The organism is Embleya sp. NPDC059213, from assembly GCF_042754445.1.
GTDB lineage: Bacteria > Actinomycetota > Actinomycetes > Streptomycetales > Streptomycetaceae > Embleya.
Genome location: NZ_JBHZAV010000067.1, coordinates 1 through 21,842, shown reverse-complemented (window position 1 = coordinate 21,842; position 21,842 = coordinate 1). Strand labels below are relative to the sequence as shown.

The 21,842-nt window shown below is 71.5% G+C and carries 16 protein-coding genes and 1 pseudogene; 2 read left to right on the top strand and 15 right to left on the bottom strand.

Annotated elements, in window-relative coordinates; translation table 11 throughout:
• Positions 1-81 precede the first annotated feature (81 nt).
• Positions 82-2,307 (top strand): annotated as a pseudogene (locus ACFXMF_RS24210) (MMPL family transporter); the annotation flags it as partial.
• A 114-nt stretch (positions 2,308-2,421) separates the two neighbouring features.
• Here the strand turns inward: ACFXMF_RS24210 and ACFXMF_RS24205 are convergent.
• The 14 genes from ACFXMF_RS24205 to ACFXMF_RS24140 all read right to left on the bottom strand — a co-directional run bounded on the left by ACFXMF_RS24205 (position 2,422) and on the right by ACFXMF_RS24140 (position 19,260).
• The gene (locus ACFXMF_RS24205; protein WP_380020775.1) at positions 2,422-2,973 is read right to left on the bottom strand and encodes a GNAT family N-acetyltransferase; all 552 of its coding nucleotides are present in this window, start codon (positions 2,971-2,973) and stop codon (positions 2,422-2,424) included.
• A 116-nt stretch (positions 2,974-3,089) separates the two neighbouring features.
• Positions 3,090-4,412, bottom strand: a complete 1,323-nt coding sequence (locus ACFXMF_RS24200; RefSeq protein ID WP_380020772.1) for a lipase family protein — start codon at positions 4,410-4,412, stop codon at positions 3,090-3,092.
• A 230-nt stretch (positions 4,413-4,642) separates the two neighbouring features.
• The gene (locus ACFXMF_RS24195; protein ID WP_360314235.1) at positions 4,643-6,031 is read right to left on the bottom strand and encodes a M1 family metallopeptidase; all 1,389 of its coding nucleotides are present in this window, start codon (positions 6,029-6,031) and stop codon (positions 4,643-4,645) included.
• 122 nt (positions 6,032-6,153) lie between these two features.
• On the bottom strand, positions 6,154-6,672 hold the full coding sequence (locus ACFXMF_RS24190) for a nucleoside 2-deoxyribosyltransferase (protein WP_360314233.1): 519 nt from the start codon (positions 6,670-6,672) through the stop codon (positions 6,154-6,156).
• 37 nt (positions 6,673-6,709) lie between these two features.
• On the bottom strand, positions 6,710-7,327 hold the full coding sequence (locus tag ACFXMF_RS24185) for a class I SAM-dependent methyltransferase (protein WP_360314231.1): 618 nt from the start codon (positions 7,325-7,327) through the stop codon (positions 6,710-6,712).
• Between the two features lie 76 nt (positions 7,328-7,403).
• Positions 7,404-9,290 carry a hypothetical protein gene (locus ACFXMF_RS24180; RefSeq protein WP_379987882.1) on the bottom strand — a complete coding sequence of 629 codons (1,887 nt, stop codon included), beginning with the start codon at positions 9,288-9,290 and terminating at the stop codon, positions 7,404-7,406.
• A gap of 93 nt (positions 9,291-9,383) precedes the next feature.
• Positions 9,384-10,688 carry an MFS transporter gene (locus ACFXMF_RS24175; RefSeq protein WP_379987881.1) on the bottom strand — a complete coding sequence of 435 codons (1,305 nt, stop codon included), beginning with the start codon at positions 10,686-10,688 and terminating at the stop codon, positions 9,384-9,386.
• A complete protein-coding gene (locus ACFXMF_RS24170) occupies positions 10,685-11,992 on the bottom strand; it encodes an ATP-dependent carboxylate-amine ligase (RefSeq protein WP_379987880.1) in 1,308 nt (435 codons plus the stop codon). The genes ACFXMF_RS24175 and ACFXMF_RS24170 overlap by 4 nt, the downstream gene beginning before the upstream one ends.
• The gene (locus ACFXMF_RS24165) at positions 11,989-13,167 is read right to left on the bottom strand and encodes a DegT/DnrJ/EryC1/StrS family aminotransferase (protein WP_379987879.1); all 1,179 of its coding nucleotides are present in this window, start codon (positions 13,165-13,167) and stop codon (positions 11,989-11,991) included. The genes ACFXMF_RS24170 and ACFXMF_RS24165 overlap by 4 nt, the downstream gene beginning before the upstream one ends.
• On the bottom strand, positions 13,164-14,342 hold the full coding sequence (gene blsG / locus ACFXMF_RS24160; protein WP_360314221.1) for an arginine 2,3-aminomutase: 1,179 nt from the start codon (positions 14,340-14,342) through the stop codon (positions 13,164-13,166). The genes ACFXMF_RS24165 and blsG overlap by 4 nt, the downstream gene beginning before the upstream one ends.
• 99 nt (positions 14,343-14,441) lie before the next feature.
• A complete protein-coding gene (gene blsF, locus ACFXMF_RS24155) occupies positions 14,442-15,434 on the bottom strand; it encodes a CGA synthase-related protein (protein ID WP_379987878.1) in 993 nt (330 codons plus the stop codon).
• Complete coding sequence (blsE, locus tag ACFXMF_RS24150; protein ID WP_360314217.1) at positions 15,422-16,411, bottom strand: cytosylglucuronate decarboxylase; 990 nt, start codon at positions 16,409-16,411, stop codon at positions 15,422-15,424. The genes blsF and blsE overlap by 13 nt, the downstream gene beginning before the upstream one ends.
• A 54-nt stretch (positions 16,412-16,465) precedes the next feature.
• Entirely contained in the window at positions 16,466-17,668 is a 1,203-nt protein-coding gene (locus tag ACFXMF_RS24145; protein ID WP_360314215.1) for a hydroxymethylcytosylglucuronate/cytosylglucuronate synthase, read from the bottom strand.
• 176 nt (positions 17,669-17,844) lie between these two features.
• On the bottom strand, positions 17,845-19,260 hold the full coding sequence (locus ACFXMF_RS24140; protein WP_379987877.1) for an NAD(P)/FAD-dependent oxidoreductase: 1,416 nt from the start codon (positions 19,258-19,260) through the stop codon (positions 17,845-17,847).
• Between the two features lie 160 nt (positions 19,261-19,420).
• Between ACFXMF_RS24140 and ACFXMF_RS24135 the strand changes: the two genes are divergently transcribed.
• On the top strand, positions 19,421-19,801 hold the full coding sequence (locus ACFXMF_RS24135; RefSeq protein ID WP_360314211.1) for a VOC family protein: 381 nt from the start codon (positions 19,421-19,423) through the stop codon (positions 19,799-19,801).
• Between the two features lie 151 nt (positions 19,802-19,952).
• On the opposite strand, the gene ACFXMF_RS24130 is transcribed toward ACFXMF_RS24135, so the two are convergent.
• Positions 19,953-21,776 carry a DUF4157 domain-containing protein gene (locus ACFXMF_RS24130; RefSeq protein WP_360314209.1) on the bottom strand — a complete coding sequence of 608 codons (1,824 nt, stop codon included), beginning with the start codon at positions 21,774-21,776 and terminating at the stop codon, positions 19,953-19,955.
• Positions 21,777-21,842 lie beyond the last annotated feature (66 nt).

The following is a 21,842-nucleotide window of genomic DNA, read 5'->3' as shown; positions in this document are numbered from 1 at the left end:
CCTCGCCACGTATCCCGGCACTCGATGCCGCTCCCGGCTGCTTCATGTCGCGTCATCGCAAGGACAAAAAGGAGAAAGCGCGTGTTTGAGCGCATAGCGGAACTGGCGATTCGCCGATCCCGGCTCGTACTGATCGTCGCCGTCGTTGCTCTGGCCCTCATGGGTGCCGCCGGCGCCGGCGCGTTCGGCAAGTTGATGGGTGGCGGCTACGACGACCCGGCCTCGCAGTCCACCCAGGCCCGGGAGGTCATCGAGAAGAGGTTCGGCGGGGAGACGAACCTGATCCTGCTGGCTCGCGCCCCCAAGGGCGGCATCGACGACCCGGCCGCCAAACAGGGCGGCCAGGCCCTGGCGGCCGACCTCAGAAAGGAGCGGAACCTGGACAACGTGATCTCGTACTGGGACACGGACAGCCCCACGCTGCGCTCCGAGGACGGCCGCCAGGCGATGGTCCTCGCCCACGTCAAGGGTGACGACACCACACGGGAAAAGAACGCCAAGAGCATCATCGACGCCTACACCGGGTCGTACAAGGACGCACTCACCATCCAGGCCGGCGGCGGCGCCGCCGTGAGCAGCGACATGGGCACCCAGTCGGGCAAGGACCTGCTCCTGGCCGAGGCGATCGCGGTGCCGCTGACCCTGATACTGCTGCTGATCGTCTTCGGCAGCGTCGTCGCGGCCCTGTTGCCGTTGGCCATCGGGATCATCGCCATCGCGGGCACGTTCGCCGAGCTCTACTTCCTGGGCAGCGTCACCGACGTCTCGATCTTCGCGACCAACCTCACCACCGCGCTGGGCCTGGGGCTGGGCATCGACTACGCGCTGCTGATGGTGAGCCGGTTCCGCGAGCAACTCGCGACAGGGGCGAGCGTGGACGACGCCGTCCGGCAGACGGTGAACACCGCGGGCCGCACCGTCGCGTTCTCCGCGGCGACGGTGGCGGCGGCACTCGGCGCACTCCTGGTGTTCCCGCAGTACTTCCTTCGCTCGTTCGGCTACGCCGGGGTCGGGGTCGTCGCCATCGCGGCGATCAGCACCCTGTTCGTGATGCCGGCCCTGTTCGTGGTGCTGGGGCATCGGGTCAACAACGGGCGGATGCCGTGGGCGAAGAAGGAGCGCGTCGCCTCCCGGGCGCCGCTGTGGGGGCGGCTGGCGCGCACCGTCATGCGGCGGCCCGCGCTCACCGCGCTGCCCGTGCTCGGGGTGCTGCTGTTGGCGGCGAGCCCGCTGCTGGGCATCAACCTGGGCACGCCGGACGAGCGGGTACTGCCCGAGGACGCGCAGAGCCGCCAGGTCACCGGGGAACTGCGCAAGAACTTCGACGGCGACGACGCCGCGGCCCTGCACATCGTCATCGACAAGGCCGTGGACCGGGGCCCGCTGGACGCGTACGCGGCCGAACTCTCGCGGCACAAGGACATCATCCGCGTCGAGGCGGCCACCGGAACCTACGTCCAGGGACGCGCCGCCGCACCGGGACCGGGCAACACCGCACTCGGCGGGCCCGACGCGCAACGCATCAACGTGATCAGCGCGTTGGCGCCGAAGTCGGACGAGGGCCAGAGCCTGGCGAAAAAGATCCGCGCGGTCACCCCGCCGGTCGGCACGCACCCCCTGGTGGGCGGCAGCGGGGCCGAACTGGTCGACGCCAAGCACTCCATCATCGGCCGGATCCCGCTCGCCGCGGCGCTGATCGCCCTCACCACCTTCCTCCTCCTGTTCCTGTTCACCGGCAGCATCGTGCAACCGCTGCGCGCACTGGTCCTGAACATGATCAGCCTGGGCGCCACGCTCGGCGTGATGACCTGGATCTTCCAGGACGGGCACCTCGCCTCGGTGCTCGGCTTCACGCCACAGCCGATGGACACCTCGATGACGATGCTGATGTTCTGCATCGCCTTCGGACTCTCGATGGACTACGAGGTGTTCGTCACCAGCCGGATCAAGGAACTGCACGACCAGGGCCTGGACACCGAGTCCGCCGTGGCCGACGGCCTCGGGCACACCGGCCGCATCGTCAGCGCGGCGGCCTGCCTGCTCGCGGTGAGCTTCTTCGCCTTCGGGACGGCCGAGCTGAGCTTCATGCAGTTGTTCGGCCTGGGCAGCGGGTTGGCCATCCTCATCGACGCAATCGCCGTACGCGGCATCCTGGTTCCCGCCGCGATGCGCCTGCTCGGCCGCTCGGCCTGGTACGCGCCGGCCCCGCTGCGCAGGTTCCACGCCCGGTTCGGCCTCAGCGAGGGCGGCCCCACGCCGGCGGCCCCGGCAGCCGAGTCGTCGTACGTGAAGGACCCGACGGGAGTCTGCCCCCGCGAGTCCGTCCCGATACCGTGCCCGCCCCCCGCCGCACCGGGGGCGGGCACGCTCGTGTGCGCACCGCACGCGGACGGACCCGGTCCGGAGGTCGTCTCGTTCGATTCAGGGGCGGCGAGTGTCGTCGGTGTCCGGGGTGGGGCGGTCCAGCCGCCAGACCACCTCGATTCCGCTGCCGGCGGGAGCCGTGGGCGGTGTCCCCGGATCACGTCGGATCTCGGTGAAGCCCAACCGGCGCGGGATGGCGGCGCTGGAGGTGTTGGCCAGGTCGTGGGTGATCTCCAGGTACGCCACGTCCGGCAGGGTGAACATCTCGGCGACCAGGGCGGCCGTCGCCTTCGTGGCGGTGCCCCGGCCGGTCGCCGCGGGGTGCAACCAGTAGCCCAGGCGCCGGCCCCGGGATTCGGGCTCGCGGTAGCTCTGGCACATGCCGGCGGGGACGCCGTCCTCGACGATGGCGTAGTTGTACATCTCCCCGCTCGCCCACTTCGCCTCGAACCTCGCGAGCATTTCCCGGGTGTGCTGCGCACTGTGCGCCGCGACCCACGGCTCCCACGGCCGCAGGTGCTCCAGGGACTCCTCGATCAACGTGAACGCCGCCGCGAAGTCCCGCTGCGCCCGCCAACTCCGCAGAACGAAGTCCCCACACTCGATCATCCGCCTCGGCCGCTCCATGATCGCCATGATCGCCCGCCCGACGCTCGCGCGCAACGAGCGGCGGAAGCGCGGGTGCGGGAAGTGGAGCCGGCCGGGGCCGGGTTGCCCGCGTCGGGTCAGAAGGCGCAGGTGTGCGTGGGTGGTTTGCCGTCCAGGCGGGACTGGAGCCAGGTGAGGGCGTCGGTGCCGGAGGGCTGGAAGTCGTTCAGGCCGTGGTCCTGGTCGGGGTAGGTGCGGTAGTCGATGCTTGCGCCCTTGGCGCACAGGGCCTGGGCCATCGGCAGGTTGAGCGGGGCCAGGGGGTCGGCGCTGCCCTGGGCGAGGAACACCGGGGCGGCGGGGGTGACCTGGTCGGTGGCGTTGGCTTCGAGCGAGGCGGTGAGCGGGCCGAGGTCCGCGTTCGGTTTGAGGACGTCGGCGGGGTCGGGCAAGTCGCCGCCGATCACGGTGCTCAGGCAGTCGGTCCAGGCCGCGTCGGCGACGGCGAGGGCGGCGGGCGTGAGCAGTTGGTCGGGTTTGACCGAGGGGTCGGCGGCTGCGGCTCCGTCGAGGAGCATCAGGAAGATGCCGATGTACGGGGCCGCAGTCGCGTCGCGTTGCTCGACGAGTCCGGGCATGAATTGGAAGCCGGTGCCCGGCGCGAACGCGAGGACGCCCCCCAGCGGGAGTTCGGGGGCGTATCGCGGCTGGTGGTCGGCGGTCCACAAGGCGGCGTGGGCGCCTTGGGAGTGGCCGCCGACGAACCAGGTCTGCCCGAGGTCGGGGTTGATCGTGCGGGCGGCGCGGACCAGGTCGAGCGTCGCGTAGGCGGCGGGTTTTCCTTGCAGATAGGGATGTTTGACGCCGGTGACGCCCATGCCGATGTAGTCGGGTTGCACCACGGCGAAGCCGCGTCGGATCAGTTCGGCCTGGATGTCGAAGCCGCCGATGCCGGCGAGGAAGCCGCGCGAGGGTGCGCACATGGTGCCGATGCCCACGGTGCCGTGATCCCAGGCGACGATGGGCCAACCCCCGGCGGGAGCCGGGCCCTTGGGCAGGGCGACGGTGCCGGTCGCGGCGACGGGTCTGCCGTCGGTGCCGGTGGTCGTGTACATGACCAGCACTTCCTCGGCCGCGCCCTTGGTGCCCGCGCCGGGGACGTCGAACGGCCGTCGGCGGATCACCTCGCCGGGCTTTCCCGGCGGGAGCGGGACGGGCGGGTCGAAGAACGCGTCGTGCTCGGGCGCCTTGGTGCCGGGCGCCGCCGTCGGCACCGCAGGGGGGACCGAAGTCGGCGGCGGGGACGGTGCGGCGGTGTCGCCGGGCGGCACCGGCGCGGCCGTTCCCGCCCGAGGCGTGCCGGCGTCGGGGCGTGCGGCCGCGGGCTCGGGGTCGGCGCGGCTGCATCCGGTCGCGGCGAGTGCCGCGACGATCATCAAGGCGGCGAGCCTGTGCGGCACCCGGGCTTTCGGCTTCCCGCCTGACGTACCTGTACAACGCATGTCCAGCCCCCAACCGAGCCAGATGGAATGGAACAGGTTTTATGTGCATGGCGCATGGCGCATCGCTCGCGGAGGTCGTCCGGACGAGCCTGCCGCCGGACGCCGCGCAAGAAACCTAGTCGAGTTCGGTTTTGGCGTCCAGGTATTGCCGGCGGCGCGGGGCGACCGGATCGCAGCGACGTCCTGGGTCAGCCGTCGACACGGTGTCGGGCCCAGAACGGCGTCAGGTCGTGCGCGGTGGCCGCCTGGGCCGCTCGCTTGAACTCGGCCGTGGTGGAGATCCCGTACCAGTGGTCGGCGGCGTATCCGCGCAGCAGCCGGTCCATCGGGGCGTCGCCGATCAGTCGCCGAAGCTCGTGCAGCACGCACTTGCCGTAGTCGTAGACGACCGCCTCGTACCGGGACGGGTGGGCGTCCCAGTACCGCATCGAGTTGGTGAGTCGCTCCGTCGGCGCGGACCACGCGACGTCCCGCCCGCAGTCTTCGCCGGTCCGGCCGAGCGCGAGATCGGTGGCGTACTCGGCGAAGGATTCGTCGAGCCAGGGGTCGGTGTACTCGTCGTTGCCCACGATCCCGTACCACCACTGGTGGGCGAGTTCGTGCACGAGTGCGGTGGATTGCACGCGGTCCAGGACGAATCCCGGGTACTCCATGCCGCTGAACCACAGGTCGTCGTCCAGGACGACGTCCAACTCCGAGTACGGGTAGGCGCCGTAGCGCCGGGCGTGGGTGTCGACGGCCGAGCGGGCGACGTCCAGCATGGCCCGGGCGTTCGACGCGGTGACGCCGCCGTCCGCGTAGACGTTGACGTCGACCCCGGTGGCTGAGGCACCGGAGATCTGCGTGAACGCCCCGGCGGCCCACGCGAAGTCCCGGACCCTGCGCGCCGTCGCGGTGGTGACGACGCGGCCGGGCGAACCCGGGGAGTCGACCGAGGTGCCGGTGGCCGGTACCCGCAGGTTGGCGGGGTGCTCCAGCGTGACGTCGAAGTCCGCGGCCAGTGCATAGAACGACTCGCCGTGGTCGGTATACGGGTCCAGATGCGGGCCCGCCGCGTCCGCGATCGCCAGCACCGGCAGCGCGTTGCCGAGTATGGCGTGCTCGTCGTCGTGGCCGAACCGGTCGATCCCGTCCGGGACTTCGATACGCAGACCGAAGCCGATCGTGCCGCGTTCGCCGGGACCGAGCGGCACGGGCAGGACGATGCGCAGGGCGGTGCAGTCGACCGTGAGGGCGACCGGGACGCCGCCGGTGACCTCGGAGACGGTGATCGGCGGTGCCGCACACGTGCCGTGCGCGTTGTCCCACAACCGCAGGTACACCTCGGGGAGTGGATCGGCCGAGGCGTTGGAGAAGCCCACCCGCTCGTGGCCGGTCCACACGCGTCCCCGGGCGTCGGCGGTCAACTCGACCGTGTACGACGGCGTGGCCGGGGTCCGTACCGCCTCCGGGTGCGCCACGAGCGGCCGTTCGAGGCGGACGGTGCCCGGCGACGCCGCGCGCGTCGACGCGGAGCTCGCGCCGATCGCCGCGAGCAGCGTGGCGACGGCGGCGAACACGGCCGTGCCGATCCTCATCGGTTCCCCCATCGGATCGGCGGCGGCAAAAGCCCTGTTCGGGTCGGCGACTCGCGCTCCCCGGGGGCGATGTTCGAGCGCAGGTGGCCGAGCGCGGCCCGGCCACCTGCCGGCGGCGCGGGTCAGGCCGTGCGAGCCGTCTCGCGGTGGCGGGACACCGCCCGGTGCAGGGCCAGGTCCAACTCGGGCAGGGCCTCCGCGACGTCCGTGTATTCCACGTACTCCACCGTGGCCACGGTGTGCAGCCCCTGCACCAGGAACGTGTACTCCCGCCCCCGCTCCAGCATCAGCACGATGGGCTTGTCGAAGGCGCTGGCCCAGCCCACCTCGATGTGGGTACCCGGCGAGGCGGGGAAACCCGGGAGCGCGACGAAGACGTCGGCCTTGCGAATCTCGTCCTGATCCAGCCGGGTGCACTGGTCCGGCCGCATCAACTCCGCGCCCCACGCCTCGCGGCGGTGCGCGTTGTGCACGGACAGACCGTGTGCCTCGAAGTGCTTGATCAGGATGTCGAACGGGGCTCGCGCGTGGTCCGGCATCTCGCCGGTGGCCGGGTCCAGGAGTTGGATGAAGGGCCCGGCCAGGAACAGCGAACCCACGTCGAGGCCGCACAGGTAATCGGTAGAGGGGGCGATGGTCATACGGCTACCTCCGGAATGGGCCGTGGGGATGGCATGGTCAGGTCTTGCGGAAACACTGGATGTAGGCTTGGCCGCTCGTGCCGTACGTGTACTCGGTGGTGTCGTACGCCTGGTACGGGTGGGACTCGACCCGGATGCTCCGGAAGTGCGGCAGGTACTGCCAACGCAGTTCCGGCTTGGTGCTGAAGAAGGGGATGAACACCCCGCCGGGGCGCAGCGCCCGGACGACCTCCGGCATCGTCCTGGCCCACAGCGCCTCGTCCGTCCAGACCTCCATGTCCAGGGCCGGGTCGAAGAACATGCCGTCCAGGCTCTCCGAGGGCAGTTCGAAGACCCGCTGGAAGAAGTCGCCGCGTTCGATGGCGAGATTGTCGGGCAGCGTCGGGTGCTTGCTCCGGAAGAGGTCCTCGACCTCGTCGAAGAGTTCGAGCACGGTGTGGCTGCGGGTGGCCGGGTTGCCCGCGATCCGCAGCGCGGACAGCCCCAGGCCCAGGCCGACTTCGTAGAAGTCCCGGCCGTACTCGCACAACATGTCGGCGCTCGCCCACATCAGATCGCGTTCCCACGCCTGCATGGCCTGCTCGCCGCCGATGCTCAATGTCACCTCGCCGTCGGTCTCGACGAGTTCGATCTCGGGCTTGGACCGGGTTTCCATGGCATTCGTCCTTTGTCGCGGCGGAATTCGGTGGTGTGCGGTCGGTGGAATGCGGTGTGGCGCTGCCGGGTTCGGCTCAGCCGCGGCGCGGCACGACGCCGAAGTGGCGTCGAGCCGTGGAGACGGCCAGGTCCTGGACCGCGAAAACGGTGAAGTAGTAAGCCTGCGGCGCGGTTTCGGCGGCGAAGCGCACCCGGAAGGCGACCTCCCGGGCCCGCTCGTGCCCGGCCCGGATCTTGACGATGCCCGGCTCCACCGTCGTGTCCTCACGCAGGTAGGTGGGCACGAACAGCCCCAGCCGGACCGGACCCGGGCGGGCCGCGGTGAGCATCGCGCGCACCTCCAGCACGGCGCCCTGCTCGACCTCGTCTTGGGCGTGGGCCAGCAGCGAAGGGCCCTGCGGCACGCGGAAGGTGACGTCGCCGCAGCGCATGCACACCGCGCAGATCGTGTCCGAGACGTGCGGCAGCAACCCTCGCCGGGTGAACTCCTGGGCGGGGCGCCCGCAATGGCAGGTCACCTCGCGCACCTGCGGGTCCAGCGAACTGCGGTCCCCGAAGTGCGCGGGGTAACTCATCAGCTCGTTCTCGGGGTTCGCCGCGACCTGTTCGGCGATCACGTGGTCCAGGGATTGCAGGTCCGCCGTGAGCGAGGTACGGATCTGCTCGGGCGACTGGTCGGCGAGATGGGTCGGCCGGGACACCCACAGATCCACCTTGCGCGCGAGCTTGACCAGCCTGGGGCGCAACGCGTGGTTGTGCGGCAGCAGTTCCGAGGTGAGCAGGGTGGTCAGCCGCCGGCCCACGGTGAGCACGAGCGGGTCGGGGCGGTGCTCGGCGGGCGGCGGCGCGGCGGGCGCGTCACCCTGCGGGAGGCCGAAGCGCATGAACGCGGGGTAGGGATGCGAACCGGCGAGACTGGCGTTGAGGATGTCCACCGAGTCCGCGCCGGACAACGCCCCATGCATCCACGCGACGTTCTCCGGCCGATCGGAATCGTGCACCGAGACGGCGGAGACGACGGTGCGGGCCGGACCGTCGAGCGCGTTGAGCAACAGTTGGTACCTGGGGTCGTACAGCGCGAGATCGGCGAGCGGGCCGCTGTTGCAGGCGCTGAGCACCACCTCGACGGCTTCCACGCGGTTGAGCGGGACCAGCTTGTCCTCGGGCTTGTAGCACGGCAGTCCGTACGCGCAGCGGGGGCCGAGTGCTCCCGTGCGGGCCGGGGCGCTGGGGTTCAGGCCGCAGATGGTGAACTCGCCGAGGTTGACGCTGTCGTCCTTGCCGTGGCCCTGGAACGCCACCCGGCGCCATCGAGTGGCGAGGATCTCGGCCTGGATGTCGACGTGTTCGAAGTCGCGGTCGTCGAAGACCCGGACGCCGTCCGGGTGCGGCGGCCGGTCGGTGTCGGTGAACAGTCCGATCGCGTCGACGCCGGCCGCCGGCCGGGCGTACTGCTTGGCCACGTTCCAGGCCACCGAGGCCGCGTCGCGCCCGCTCAGCAGGGTCAGTCCGGGCTCGCGGTCGCGGTAGGTGGTCAGCAGCAACGCCCGTACCGGGTCCAGGTTGAGCCGGTCGTAGCAGCCCACGATCAGCAGCGTCCCGGGGTGGCGGCGGCGGAACCCGGCGGCGTCCGCCAACTCCTGCTCGGCCACCCAGGTGCGGGCGAGCGGGCGGGCCAGCGCCGACACCCCGTCGGGCAGGTCCAACGGCCCGAGCAGCACGCCGACGTCCAGCGGCTGCGGGACTTCGACACCGGCGTACAGACCGGCGGCCAGCTCGACGGCGTGCGCCAGGTCCGGACGTCCCACGCACGGCACGGGTACCGGGGTGTGCTCGGGCGCGGCGAGGAACTCGGCCACGGCCCGCGGCAGTCGGTCGACACCGACCGCGCCGAACAGCGCGGTGGCCGGCCGGCGATCCGGGCGGTCGGGTGCTTCTTCGGCGACGACGGGGGCGTTCATGACGGGAGACCTCGTGTTCTGTGGGCCGACCGGCGCAAGCGGGAACCGGAAGGGGAGTGGGGGGCGACGGGCGGCGCGCACCGCCGGCGGCGATCAGGTGGCGCACCGCGCGGGGCCGGCGGCAGCGGGCGCCAGCAACCGGCGGCCGGAGAAGGCCAGTCCGGCTCCCGCCAGCGCCACGCCGAACGCGACGGTGAACACGCCGCGGGCGCCGATCGGGTCGATCAGCAGGCCGCCGACCTGCTGGCCGACCGCGTCGCCCAGCACGGTCGCCAGCGAGGCCCAGGTGAACGCCCGGGCCAGCAGCCGCCGATCGGCGAGCGCGCCGACCAGGGTCATCTCGCCCGCGGACACCATGGCGATCGGCAGGCTGCCGACGGCCAGCGCGATCGCCAGGGTCGGCGGGGAAGTGCTCAACACGGTCAGGCCGGTGCCCGCCGCGAAGGCCAGGACCAGCCGGGGAAAACGCACATGCGTCGCGACGCGCGACGGGGCACGCCCCAGCCACAGGGCGCCCACCGCGCTGCCGACGCCCCAGCACGCGTAGACCACGCCGGTGCCGTCGGGCGATCCGTGCGCGGACACGAAGGCCGGGATGGCGAGCGTCATCAGCCCGATCGGGACCGCGCACGCGGTCATCACGCCCAGCAGCACCAGCATCGAGGGATCGCGCAGCGGATGGCGCGGTATGCCTCGGCCGTCGGCCTCGGCCGGCTCCGGGCCGGTCGACGCCGCCTCGGTGCTCGCCGGGAGCCGCACCCAGGCCAGGCCCACGGCGCCCGCGCCGCCGATCACGGCGACCGTGGTCAGCGCGACCCCGGCGGAGCCGGACGACATCAGGACCGCGAGCATCAGCGGTGCGCCGATCACCAGGACCTCGGTGAGCAGCGCCTCCCAGAGGTAGGCGCTCTCACGCTCGTCGTCCGACAGCGGCATGCGCGCCCACAACGAGCGCATGCACGCGTTCGTGGGCGGCAGCGCGACCCCCGAGGCGACGGCCAGCACGGGCTGCGCCCAGGAACCCGGGCGGGTGGCCCACACCAGCGCCGCGAGCGTCGCCGGGTAGGCCACACCGGTGACGATCAACACGGCTCGGCGTCCGCTGCGGTCGAGCCGTCGGGCGATCAACGGGCTGCCCAGCGCCATGCCGAGCGTGTACAGCGCGGCGATCAGGCCGGCCTGCGGGTAGCTGCCGCCCTGTTCGCGGATGGTCAGCACCATGGCCAGCGACATCAGGTAGACGGGCAGCCGGGCGACGACGCTCCACCAGGCCGCCGCGGCCACCCGGGGGCGGGTGAGCAGGGTGCGGAAGCGGCCGAGGACGCCGCCGGTCGCGGGGGGCGCCGGCGGAGTTTCCGCGGCGGCGGGTTCGGTGTCTCGGCGCGGGCTCGCGGTCATCGGGCCACCGGATCGGGTTCACGGTCCGGGGACGCCGCGACGGCATCGGCCTCGTCCGCCGGGTTCGTCGCGATCGCCTCGGCCTCGCGGGCCGGGACCACCTCGATCGTGAAGGCGTCCAGCACCGCCCGCATGCGCTGCTCGACCCGCGCGATCGAGTCGCCCACGACATGGACGTGACCCGAGGCGTTGTGCGAGGCGCGCCGGGCCGCCACCGGGTCGCCGACCCCGACGCGCAGGACGGCCTCGATCACGCCCGGAAGGCAGAGGAGTTCGTCCGCCCCCGTGACCCGGCGCACGATGCCCGAGCCGGGCAGGGGCAGCAGCAGATCGCCCGCGCAGCGGCGTTCGCGGTACTCCAGCCGAGGCCGGCGGCCCAGGTAGACGTCCAGCGTGGCGCCGAAGACGTCGAATCCGTAGGCGTGCCCGTGATTGGCGGGGATCTCGCAACCCGCCAACCGGACCCCGATCTCGCCCGCGAACACCTCCCCGTCGACCACGAAGAACTCCATGTGCGCGTAGCCGTGGTCGATGCCCATCCCGGTGACGATGCGCTGAAGCATCGCGCGCAGGTCCACCGGCGGGCCCTCGTCGGTGCCGACGCTGATGTTGGCGTTCATCGCGCCGTCGACGATGTCCAGCGGGCGGCAGGGCATCGCGCTGGGCCAGGCGGCCAGCACCTCGCCGTCGTGGATGAGCGCGCACACCTCCCACTCGGTGCCGCCGAGATACTGCTCGACCATGAAGTCCCGTGCCGCGAAGTCGATTTCGGCGGCGGCCTCGGGCCCCGGGAGCAGGAAGGTGTCCACGCAGGCGAACGAGTCCACCGGCTTGAGGACCAGCGGCCGGCCGTACCGCTCGGCGAACCGCGCCACCTCCGCGGCCGACCGCACCCGGGCGAACGCGGCGGTTCGCAGGCCCAGCTCGCGAAACCGCTCCTTCATCGCGGCCTTGTCGCGGACCCAGGTCACCTGGCGTTCGCTCAGGTGCGGCAGCCCGACCAGGGCGGCGAAGCGCTGCGCGAGGTGCTGGCGCGGTTCGGACGGATTGCAGAACCGGGTGGGCGCCACCGGGAGTTCGCCGGCCCAATCCCGGTAGCGCCGGGCCTCCTGCGCCAACGGCACCCCTTCGCGCACCCAGAACGCCGGCAGGTGCGCGGTCTCGCGCAGGTAGTCCTCGCTCAGGTCGCCCCGCAACTCGGCGAAGCGCAGCAGCACCAACTCCTGCGGCAACGCCCGGGCCGCGTGGCGGGTGAACGACGAGGCCCGGTCGTCCACCATCAGCAACACCGGACGCGTGCTCACACCGCCTCCAGGACGCGCCGGATGGCCTTGACCGCGCCCACCTGTTCGGCCTCGGGCAACTCCGGGGACAGCGGTACGCACAGGGTGCGGTCCAACCGGTCGCGGGTGCGGGCGAATCCGTCGTGGCTGAGCGCGAGCGGCCCGTCGGGCGCGTGGTTCCACGGGAAGCCGTCGGCGTAGAGCGAGCGCCGGCCGGTGAGCACCGGATGCTCGGGCAACAGGTACTTGTTCAGCGTCCAGTTGGCGATGCCCTCGGCGCTCAGCGCGGCCACGGCGGCGTCGCGCAACGCCCGGTCCCGGCAGCGGAATCGCAGACTGACCTTCGCGTCGCCCGCCGCGCGCGGGCGTACCTCCAGATCCGCGCGGTCGGGCAGGTCGCGCATGGCGATGGCGTACATGCGCTCCAGCCCGTCGAGGAGCTCGTCGAGGTGGCGGAACTGCTGGCACTGGACGGCGGCGACCTGTTCGCTGGTGACGAAGTTCTCGCCGTAATAGGCGTCCTGGTTCCAGGTGGGATAGCGCCCGGGCACCCGCGCGGAGCCGTGGTCGTGATAGCAGCGCATCGTCGCCCACGCCTGCTCGTCGTTGGTCACCACCAGCCCGCCCTCGCCCGAGGTGAGCACCTTGTTGTGATGGAAGCTGAACGTCCCCGCGTAGCCCACCGTGCCCACCGCACGGCCGTCCGGGAAGCGGGCGCCGAGCGACTGGGCGCAGTCCTCGACGACGTACGGCACGCCCTCGGGCAGCGGCGCCACCGTGCCCTCCATGTGCGCCACGATCACCCGTTCGGCGTTCGCCGGCAACAGCGTGGGATCCAGCGACAACGAGTCGTCGGTGTCGACCAACACCGGGATCAGGCCGCAGGACAACACGGCGCCGGCCACCGCGACGAAGGTGACCGCCGGGATGTACACCGGGTCGCCGATCGAGGGACGGGTGGCGATCAGCGCCAGCCGCAGCGCCTCGGTGCAGTTGTGCACGGCCAACGTATGGGCGGCGCCCAGGCGTTCGGATGTCTCACGTTCCAACCGCGAGGCCATGCTCTCGGTTTCGGTCTGGTAGCGGAACAACACCCGATGGTCGATCACCTCGCGCAGTTCCGTCATGTCGGACCAGTCGAGGTAGTTCGCGCCGTAGGGCAGGAAACGTTGGCCGAGACGCTTGTCCAGGGTCATCGTGCGTCCGCCTCCGTGATCGGGCACGCCGCGTTGTCGACGAGCATCTCCTCGCCCCGGTAGTTGCGCAGGTGCAGCCCCTCCGGGGTGACCTTGAAGTACGGCTGCGCGATCGGGATCTTGCCGATCCTGGTGGTCAGCACGTACTGCGGCACCCCGAAGCCGGTGATGTGGCCCTGGAGTCCCTCCATGATTTCCCAGCCCTTGGCCACCGACGTCATGAAGTGCGAGACACCGGTGACGTTGTCGCAGTGGTAGAGGTAGTACGGCCGCACCCGGATGCGCAGCAGTTCGGTCATCAGCGTGCGCATGGTGGCGACGTCGTCGTTGATGCCGCGCAGCAGCACGGTCTGGTTGCCCACCGGGATGCCGTGCCGCAACATGCGGTCCACCGCCGCGGTCGCCTCCGGGGTGATTTCCTTCGGGTGGTTGAAATGGGTGTTCACCCACACCGGATGGTGGCGCGCGAGCATCGCACACAGGTCGTCGGTGATCCGCTGCGGCAACAACACCGGGAACCGGCTGCCGATCCGGATGATCTCCACGCTCGGGATCGCCCGCAGCCCCGAGATGATCTCCTCCAGCTTGCCGTCCTGGTAGGAGAGCGGATCCCCGCCGGTCAGCAACACGTCCCGGATCTCCGGGTGTTCCGCGATGTAGCGCAGATCCTCGTCGAACGACTCACCCTCGTCGTCGCGGAAGTAGGTGCCGTTGACGTCGGTGGTGTGGAACTTGCGGGTGCAGTGCCGGCAGTAGACCGGACACGCCTCGGTGATCAACATGATGACCCGGTCGGGGTACTTGTGCACGACCCGGTTGGTCTTGCGGTAGTACGTGTCGCCGACCGGGTCCACCTCCGCGCCGGAGAACTCGACCAACTCCCCCGAGGCGGGCACGGCTTGTTGCCGGACCGGACACATCGGGTCGTCGGGATCCATCAGTGAGGCGTAGTACGGCGTGACGCTCCAGCGGTAGCGGCCCGCGACCCCGGCGATCGCCTGCTCCTCGTCCGGGCTGAGGTTGATCCACCGGCGGGCCTTGTCGACGTTGGTGATGCGTCGACGCATGTGCCAGCGCCAGTCGTTCCAGTCCGTGTCGGGGACGCGGGGTCGCACGATCGTGGGTTCGGCCGCGGGGGTGCCGGCGGTCGTGGTTTCGAGGGGCGTGGCGGACATGGCGGGCTCCAGGGGTGACGGGCCTTCGGCGACGCGAGGCGTTCGGTCGGGGCACGCGGTGGGGATGCCGGCGTCGTGCGGGGGTCTACGGTGGAATGCTCACAGTGGGGCGAGCGAGAGTTGGCGGAGCGTACGCGCCACGCGCTGGGCGCCGCGCAGATCGTCCAGGTCGGGGGCGAGCGCGTCCCACAACGTGGTGACGCCCTCGTCGGGCGGCGCCCATACGCCGGGGTCCCGGGGGTCGTCGGCGCACGGAACCGGCATCAGCCGGCGCATCCGCGCGGCCAGATCGCGCTGGGCGCCGCCCAGCGGCGGCAGGAACACCAGTGGGGCGCGCCGCGCCTGGGCCAGGGCCGACGCGCCCAGGGTCGGCGCGGCCAGGAACAGCCGGGCCCCGGCATGCAGCGCGTCCACATCCACGTCCACGGCCCGGCTCACCCGTACCTCAGGGCGGTCGGCCAGGCCCGCCAACGCGGCGCGGATCGGGGTGAGCCGCAGGTCGCAGACCACCTCGCAGCGGCCCGTGCGGCGCAGCGCCTCGTGCACCAGCCCGGGCAGCGTCGTGTCGACGAACGTGTCCGCCTCGGCCGCCGGCACGTCCCACAGGGACAGCAGCAGCAGGGTGCCGGCGCGTTGTCGGCTGCGGGCCGACCGGACCGGCGCGAGCACGCCGGTGGGCCGAAGGCCGGTCGGGGCGCGGGTGGGGTCGGGATCGGGCAGCCAGCCCGGGCGGTGCACGCGGTACAGGGCCCGGTCGGTCGCGCCGGCCGTCCCGAGTGTGTCCGTCGTGCCCGGGTGGCCCGAGTACAGGTGCACGACCGGTACGCCCGAGGCCGACAGCCGCGCGGTGGCGGCCTCGTCGTCGCAGACCAGCGCCACGTCCGGCGGCGCCTCGTCGGAGGTGCCCGGCACGGGTCGCAGGTCGCGCAGATGGGCGGCGACGCGTCGCCGGGCGAGCAGCGAGTCCAGTTGCTCGTCGCGGGAGACCAGCAGGATCCGGCGCGCCGACTCGCCGGGCCCGGACTCGCGCTCGGCGCCGTCGCGGTCCGGCCGTCGGGTCTCGGGCCCCTCCCGCGGAGTCAGTACTGCCACGGGGTCACCGATCCCAGCCGGGCGACGTCGTCGCTGTAGCCGGCCGCCGTGGTGGAACAGCCGTTGCACACCAGCGGCCCGCGGTCGCGATAGAAATCGGCGTGCTCGCGGAAGGCCGGGGTGTCCAGACCGATCACGCCCGACTCGCGCAGCGGGGCGCCGCCCGGGCCCTCGTCGCCCTCGCGATGCGGGATGCAGCTACACGCGTACATCCGCCCGTACTTGCCGTCGATGTAGATGACGTCGTCGGTGACGTGGCACTGCGGCAGTGACGCGCGGGGGGTGACGGATTCCGCGAAGTAGCGCCCCTGTTCCTCCGGATCGTCGCCGTAGAACCGCTTCCCCATGGGCACCAGCAGCGAGTCCGGATCCGCGTCGTAGACGCGGTCGCACACCCGGCGCACCTCGTCGGGGTCGGGATAGGTGATGCTGCGATCCAGTTTCAGCGCCGACAACTCCCACTGACGGACCCCGGCGCGGGTCAACACCTCCTGGAGCAGCGGCATTTCGGCGTAGTTGTGCGGACCGACCACGGTATTGACTCGGGGCAGGACACCGAGGGCCGCGGCGGCGCGCAGTCCGCGCAGGCCGTTGTCGAACATGCCGGGGGAGCGGCGGTAGACGTCGTGGGTCGCGGCCGAGGCGCCGTCCAGGCTGACGATCACCTGGGCCAGGCCCGCCTCGGCCAGGCTCTCGGCCATTCTCGGCAACATCGAGCCGTTGGTGATGATGGACATCTTCATTCCTGCGGCCGTGCCCGAGCGCACCAGCTCCACCACGTCCGGATGCATGAGCGGCTCGCCACCGGTGAATCGCACATACGCCACGCCGGCTTCCCGGGCCTTGGGCAACAGGTCCGCGAAATCCTGAGGCGAGAACCGAAAGGTGTCGCGGGAAAGCGCGAAGTCGCACATGAAGCAGTCGGCGTTGCAGGCTTCCAGGATTCTGATGAAGAGATATCGGTGACGCTCACGCACGGTGGGACCCTTCGGGCCGGTTCGAAGACGGGAGGAGACGAGTCGAGCCGGCTGTCAGGCCGGTCGGGGTTCGCCGGGCAGGATCGCGAGCAGGGCGTCGGCGACCTGGGCGGCTCCGTCGACCCCGACGGCCGCGGTCAGCGCGCCCCAGTCGGTGTCTTCGGCGGCGCCGCGCAACGCGGTCAGGATGCCGTCGCGCAGGGCGATCGTGGTCGCCCGACCGCCCGCGTCCGCAGCCGCCGCGGCGATGCCGGCGTAGATCAGCTCCAGGGCGTGGTCCTCGCCGCGATTGCGCAGCGACAGCGCCTCGTCCTCGGTGAACACCGCCTTGGGCCAGGCGATCCGGGTTTCCGTGCCGATCGCGTCGCTGTGGAAGCGCCCGTTGAAGATCTGGCTGAGATTCTGCGGCGGCAGGCAGATGGTGGGCACGCCCAGCCGACCGGCCTCCAGCAGGGTGGTCAGGCCGGGGGAGGCCAACAGGATGTCGCAGCCGGCCACCCGGTCCAGGAACTCGCCGTGTGCGAGCGCCCCCGTGGTCACGCGTGGCGGTGCGATCGACGCGTCCACGAGTGCTCCGGCCAGGTCGGCGGGCAGGTTCCCGGCCACGTGCACCTCGTGGACGCCGTGGGCGGCGAGCGCCTCCAGGACGGCGGGCACGACGATGCGCGGGTAGGCCGTCCAGTCGCCGAGCCGAGGGGCGCGCAGGCCGCCCAGGCTGACCAGGGCCGTGCGGTGCGGACGGGTGGTGCGCGCGGCCGGCTCGGCGGCCGACGGGGCGCCGACGACCGCTTCCACCCAGCGCAGGTTCCGGACGGACGCCAGCACGTCCCGGCACTCGGGGGGAAGTTCGACGCATTTCTGCGCGCAGTAGACCGTCGCGTCCAGGGGGAGCGCGGCCCGATCCCCCTCGGACCACATGAACGGCAGGCTGTCCACGAACACGGTGGGAACGCCGGCCGCCTCCAGCGTCGTGGCGAGCGCACCGTCCAGGACGACGACCGCGGCGGCCACCCCTTCCGACCGGGCGATGGCGCCGACCGCGCCGGGTACGTCCGTCTCCGGCAGGTCGTACCAGCGGTCGATGGCGTGTTCGGCCAACACCGGGCGGCCGAGGCCGGAGGCCAGACCGACGAACCTCAGGGGCACGGTCGATCGCTCGCGCACGGCCGACAGGACGGCGCCGAGTTTTCCCGAACTGCCCCAGCCGAATTCCACGCCGGAGACGACCACGGTTCGTGCATTGGGATCAGTGCGCATTGAATCCGTCGACTTCCCGTTCGGGCGAGTTGGCGGAATCAATATAGGTCGATATTCCCGAACGGTGCAACCGGTTCGTCGGTTGTTTTCGGAATGCATTGTCGATATTCCGAAATGCATTCAGTTATTCGATGGGAAGGACTATTGATATGAAGAATGGTGGTGGCGGGTGGGCCTCAGCCGGCCAGCAGGCACAGCAGTTGTTCGCGGTCCGGCCCGGGTGGCCCCATCGGAGAGGGTGACGCGGGCGGCGCGGGTGGTGCGTCGGCGATCCTGGCCCGGATGACCGGTCGCGCGAGCACGTCGCGAGTCAGCGCGAGGCAGGTGGCGGTCTCCAACAGGCCGCGGAAGACCTCGGCGTCCCGGAAGGCGGCGGCGGTGAACGGGGTCGGCCCGGGCGCCGGTTCGCCGATCCGGTCGGGCGCCATCTCGGCGGCGCGTGCGCGGTCGGCGGCGATCTGCTCCCGATAGAACGGCGCGACCACCCGCTCCGTGGCCTCGTCCCAGGCGAGCGGGAACCCGGCCGGATCGTCGGCGTGTTCGCGGACCACGTCCCGGAGCAATCGGGCGTGCAGCAGTCCGATGCTCAACCCCCGGGCGGCGGTGGGGTTGGTACAGGCCCACGCGTCGCCCACTGCGGCGAAGCCGGTGGCCACCGGACGTCCGGCCGACACGAACCGCCGCCGGCAGTCCAGGACTCCGGCCATCGCCACGACATCGGTGATGGGCGTGCCGTCCAGCCAGTGCGCCTGGAGCGGGCAGGCGCCGACCACCCGGGTGAAAGCCTCGGGGTCGCGCAGCGCCTTGAGCGGGGCGTCGCCGGTGCCGGTGACCACCGTGATCGACCACGTGTCGTTGTCGCCGGGAATGGTCAGCAACGCGAAGGTGCCGTACGGCGTGAACGGTGCGCTGCGTCGCCGCGGTAGCCGTGGGCCGGTGAAGTAGCGGGTGTAGTAGGCGAATCCGCCGTCCTCGGACTCGGTCTCCGGGCCCGCCGCGCCGATTCCGGCCAGCCAGTGCGCGGAGGGGGTGCGCCGTCCCGTGGCGTCCACCACCAGGTCCGCGCGGAACTCGGCGCCGTCGACGGTGCGTACGCCGGCCACATGCGGGATGCCGGGCAGTAGCGACGCGCCGGCGAGCAGGCCGGCAATCGCCGTGCCCCGATGTATCCGGATGTCCGCGTCCTCGGCGGCTGCGGCGAACACCGCCTCGACCACCGGCCGCCGGCCGGTGACGAAGCGGAAGCGGTCGTCGTCGGGATCGGGGACGTAGCCGGCGACGCTCGGCGGCAACGGCAACAGCGCGCTGTCCTGGTGGCACCCGGCCGCCACGAGTCGGTCCAGCACATCCGGCAGTTCCTGGGCCAGCACCTGGCGAAACCGGGGCAGCAGGTTGTGCGGCTGGCGAAACTGGGCCACGCCGCGGCGCTCCCAGCTCAGCCACGCGTCCGCGGGATCGGCGGGCGGAGCCGAGGGGTCACGCTCGCACACGGTGACGGTATGCCCACCGCGCGACAACATCAGGGCCGTGGCCAGCCCCACCACGCCGCCGCCGCACACGATGACCGATGTCGTCGGACTCTCGTTGTCCATGGGCCACACGGTGACAGGTCGACCGGCTGCCCGCGATCCCTTTTCGAGTCCGCCGCGCAACCGCCTCGCGCCGACCGTGCGGGTGCGGCGGCTCCTGTTTCGAGGCCCGCCACAGCCAAATCCGTTGGCGGATCGCCCGGTTGCGGCCATAGTGTCGGCCATGGCTTCCCTAGTGCATCACGTGACCATCGACTGTGCGGACACCTACCGGCTCGGGACCTTCTGGGCAGCGGTCCTGGACACCAGGATCAGTGACGACGATCAGCCGGGCGACCCCGAGGCGCTGGTCGAGACGGAGGGCGTCTCGATCCTGTTCATCGCCGTGCCCGAGGGCAAGGTGGTGAAGAACCGGATGCACTTCGACCTCCAACCCACGGACCGCACCCGGGACGAGGAGGTCGAGCGGGTGTCGGCGCTCGGCGCCACCCTGGTCGCCGACCACCGCCGCCCCGACGGATCCGGCTGGGTCACCCTCGCAGACCTCGAAGGCAACGAATTCTGCGTGGAACGCAGCGCTGCGGAACGAGCCGCCGGCTCCTGACCCCACGCTGCGCCGAGCCGCAGCCCCGGGGCGGTCATGCGGCAACTGCTCTGCCCTGAACACTACTTGTGAGACACGCGGGGGCCGAGCCGACACCGCCGGGCCGGTGCGCCCGTTCCCCGGGGACCGGGCGCGCCGACGGCGGAGCGGTTCACATCATCAGCAGGTCGATCATCCGGTCGTGCGTGTGTTGCAGCGCCTGTACGTTCCCCTCGAACCGACGTGCCGCCATCGCGTTCGTGAGCGCCAACACCCAGGCGTCGTTGCGGGCCTTGGTGCCCTTGTTGTTCGCGGCGATCTGCACGTTGGCGTAGCGCAGGCCCTTGAGGATGTTGCGGATCTCGGCGTGCGCGTCGGCGGCGGTCCCGATCATCCCGTGGTCGTTCTCGATGGTGGCGGTGGCCACGGCGGCGTAGAGCGTGTCGGCGATGATGTTCCAGCGATCCCGCGCGCGGCCCATCCGCATCGTCAACGGGTTCGCGAAGCTGCGTACGCCGGGGGTGGCCGGCCAGTGGGTCGGGGCCGGATGCGGCAGGGGGACGGCGGGGACCGGCGGCGGTATCGCCACCATCGGCGTACTCGTCCACGCGGTGTGCCAGGTCGTTCCGGCGCCGGCCGGATCGGTCTGGTACATCTGGAAGTAGTAGCGCTCGTCCGGACTGGGCACCGCGTCCTCGGCGTTGCGCGCGTAGTTCTCCAGGGTCACCACGTCGGACCCGTCGGAGGCGACCACCCCCGCCCAGTGATCGCCCCAGGTCCTGCTGCTCAACAGCACCGGATTCGCGCCGGCCATGGGACGGTAGAAGTCGGTCTGGCTGGGATAGGCGCCCTGGGCCAACTGGGACGTCGGGGCGGTGACGACCAGGCTCACGGTCAGGAACCCCTCGCCGACCCCGGGCGCGGCGAACTGGTTGAGTCCGTACGTCTGGAGATACCCGGTGAACGTCGCCGTCGGCGCGTGCGCGGCGGCGCCGTAGGCCGCGGCGATGGTGCGCGCGGTGTCGGCGACCGTCACCAGGTCGGTGTCGTCGAGCACCGGCGGCGGCGGACCCGGCAACAGCGCCCGGGCGATGTGATATTCGAGCATGTGATGGTGCGGCACATGCGGGTTCGCTTCGAACCGTACCGAAGGGAACGGTACGCCGATCACGTGCGAGATCATCTCGTTGCACGGCTGGTTGCAGGGCATGTTCAGGCCGGTCGTGCCCGACGCGGCCTCCTGCGGCAGCACCCGGAGCAGCGTGTTGCCCGCGACGGTGATCCGCCGCTGGTTCGCCCCGGGCGGATCGGCCACCAGCCGAAAGCGCGAATTGATGAGCGTCAGGCGGTGGTTGCTCGCGTCGACGACGGCCTGCGTCGCGTAGAAGCACTTCGGTTGCCGGACCCCGAGGTCGCAATCCTCGATCGCCATCTCGTTGTTGCCCGACACCCGCAGCGATACCCCGCCCGGATTCGTCGCCGCGAGCCGCACGGTCGGCGGCGCACCGGTCATGAACGACTGTCCACCGCCCGCCTTGACCTGCCCGATGAACGAGTCCTGCGGCTGTACGGGCGCGTGATGCGCACCACCGCCGACGACCACGAACGGCGCCCCCGGACCGGCGGCGTGCACGTTGTAGAACTGTGTCACCGCGCGCCCGTGGCGCCCGGCGCCCGGCACCCGCACCGGCAGGCCGCGCGCGACGCGCCGGCCGGCCTCGATCGCCTCCGCCTCCAGCGCCGGGTCCGGGGCGCCGGGGCGGACCCGGCCGTACCGCTGCTGCAACACGTGGGCCAGCTCGTGCCCGATCAGCTCGCGCCCCGCGACGCTGTGCGGGTCGTACGCGCCCGGCGCGAACGCGAGGTCCGTGCCGTGTGTACAGGCGAGCTGCCCGGCGCCGAACGTGCCTGTGCCCAGGGCCCCTTGGTGAATCCGTACCGCCGCGAACCCGGCGTCGAACAATTCCTCGAACGCGCCGCGCACCGCCGGCGACACAGCTCTTTCCCCGCCCACGCCAAACCCCCCAGCTCGGCCGACCCGACAACACGCTCGAAGCTACGT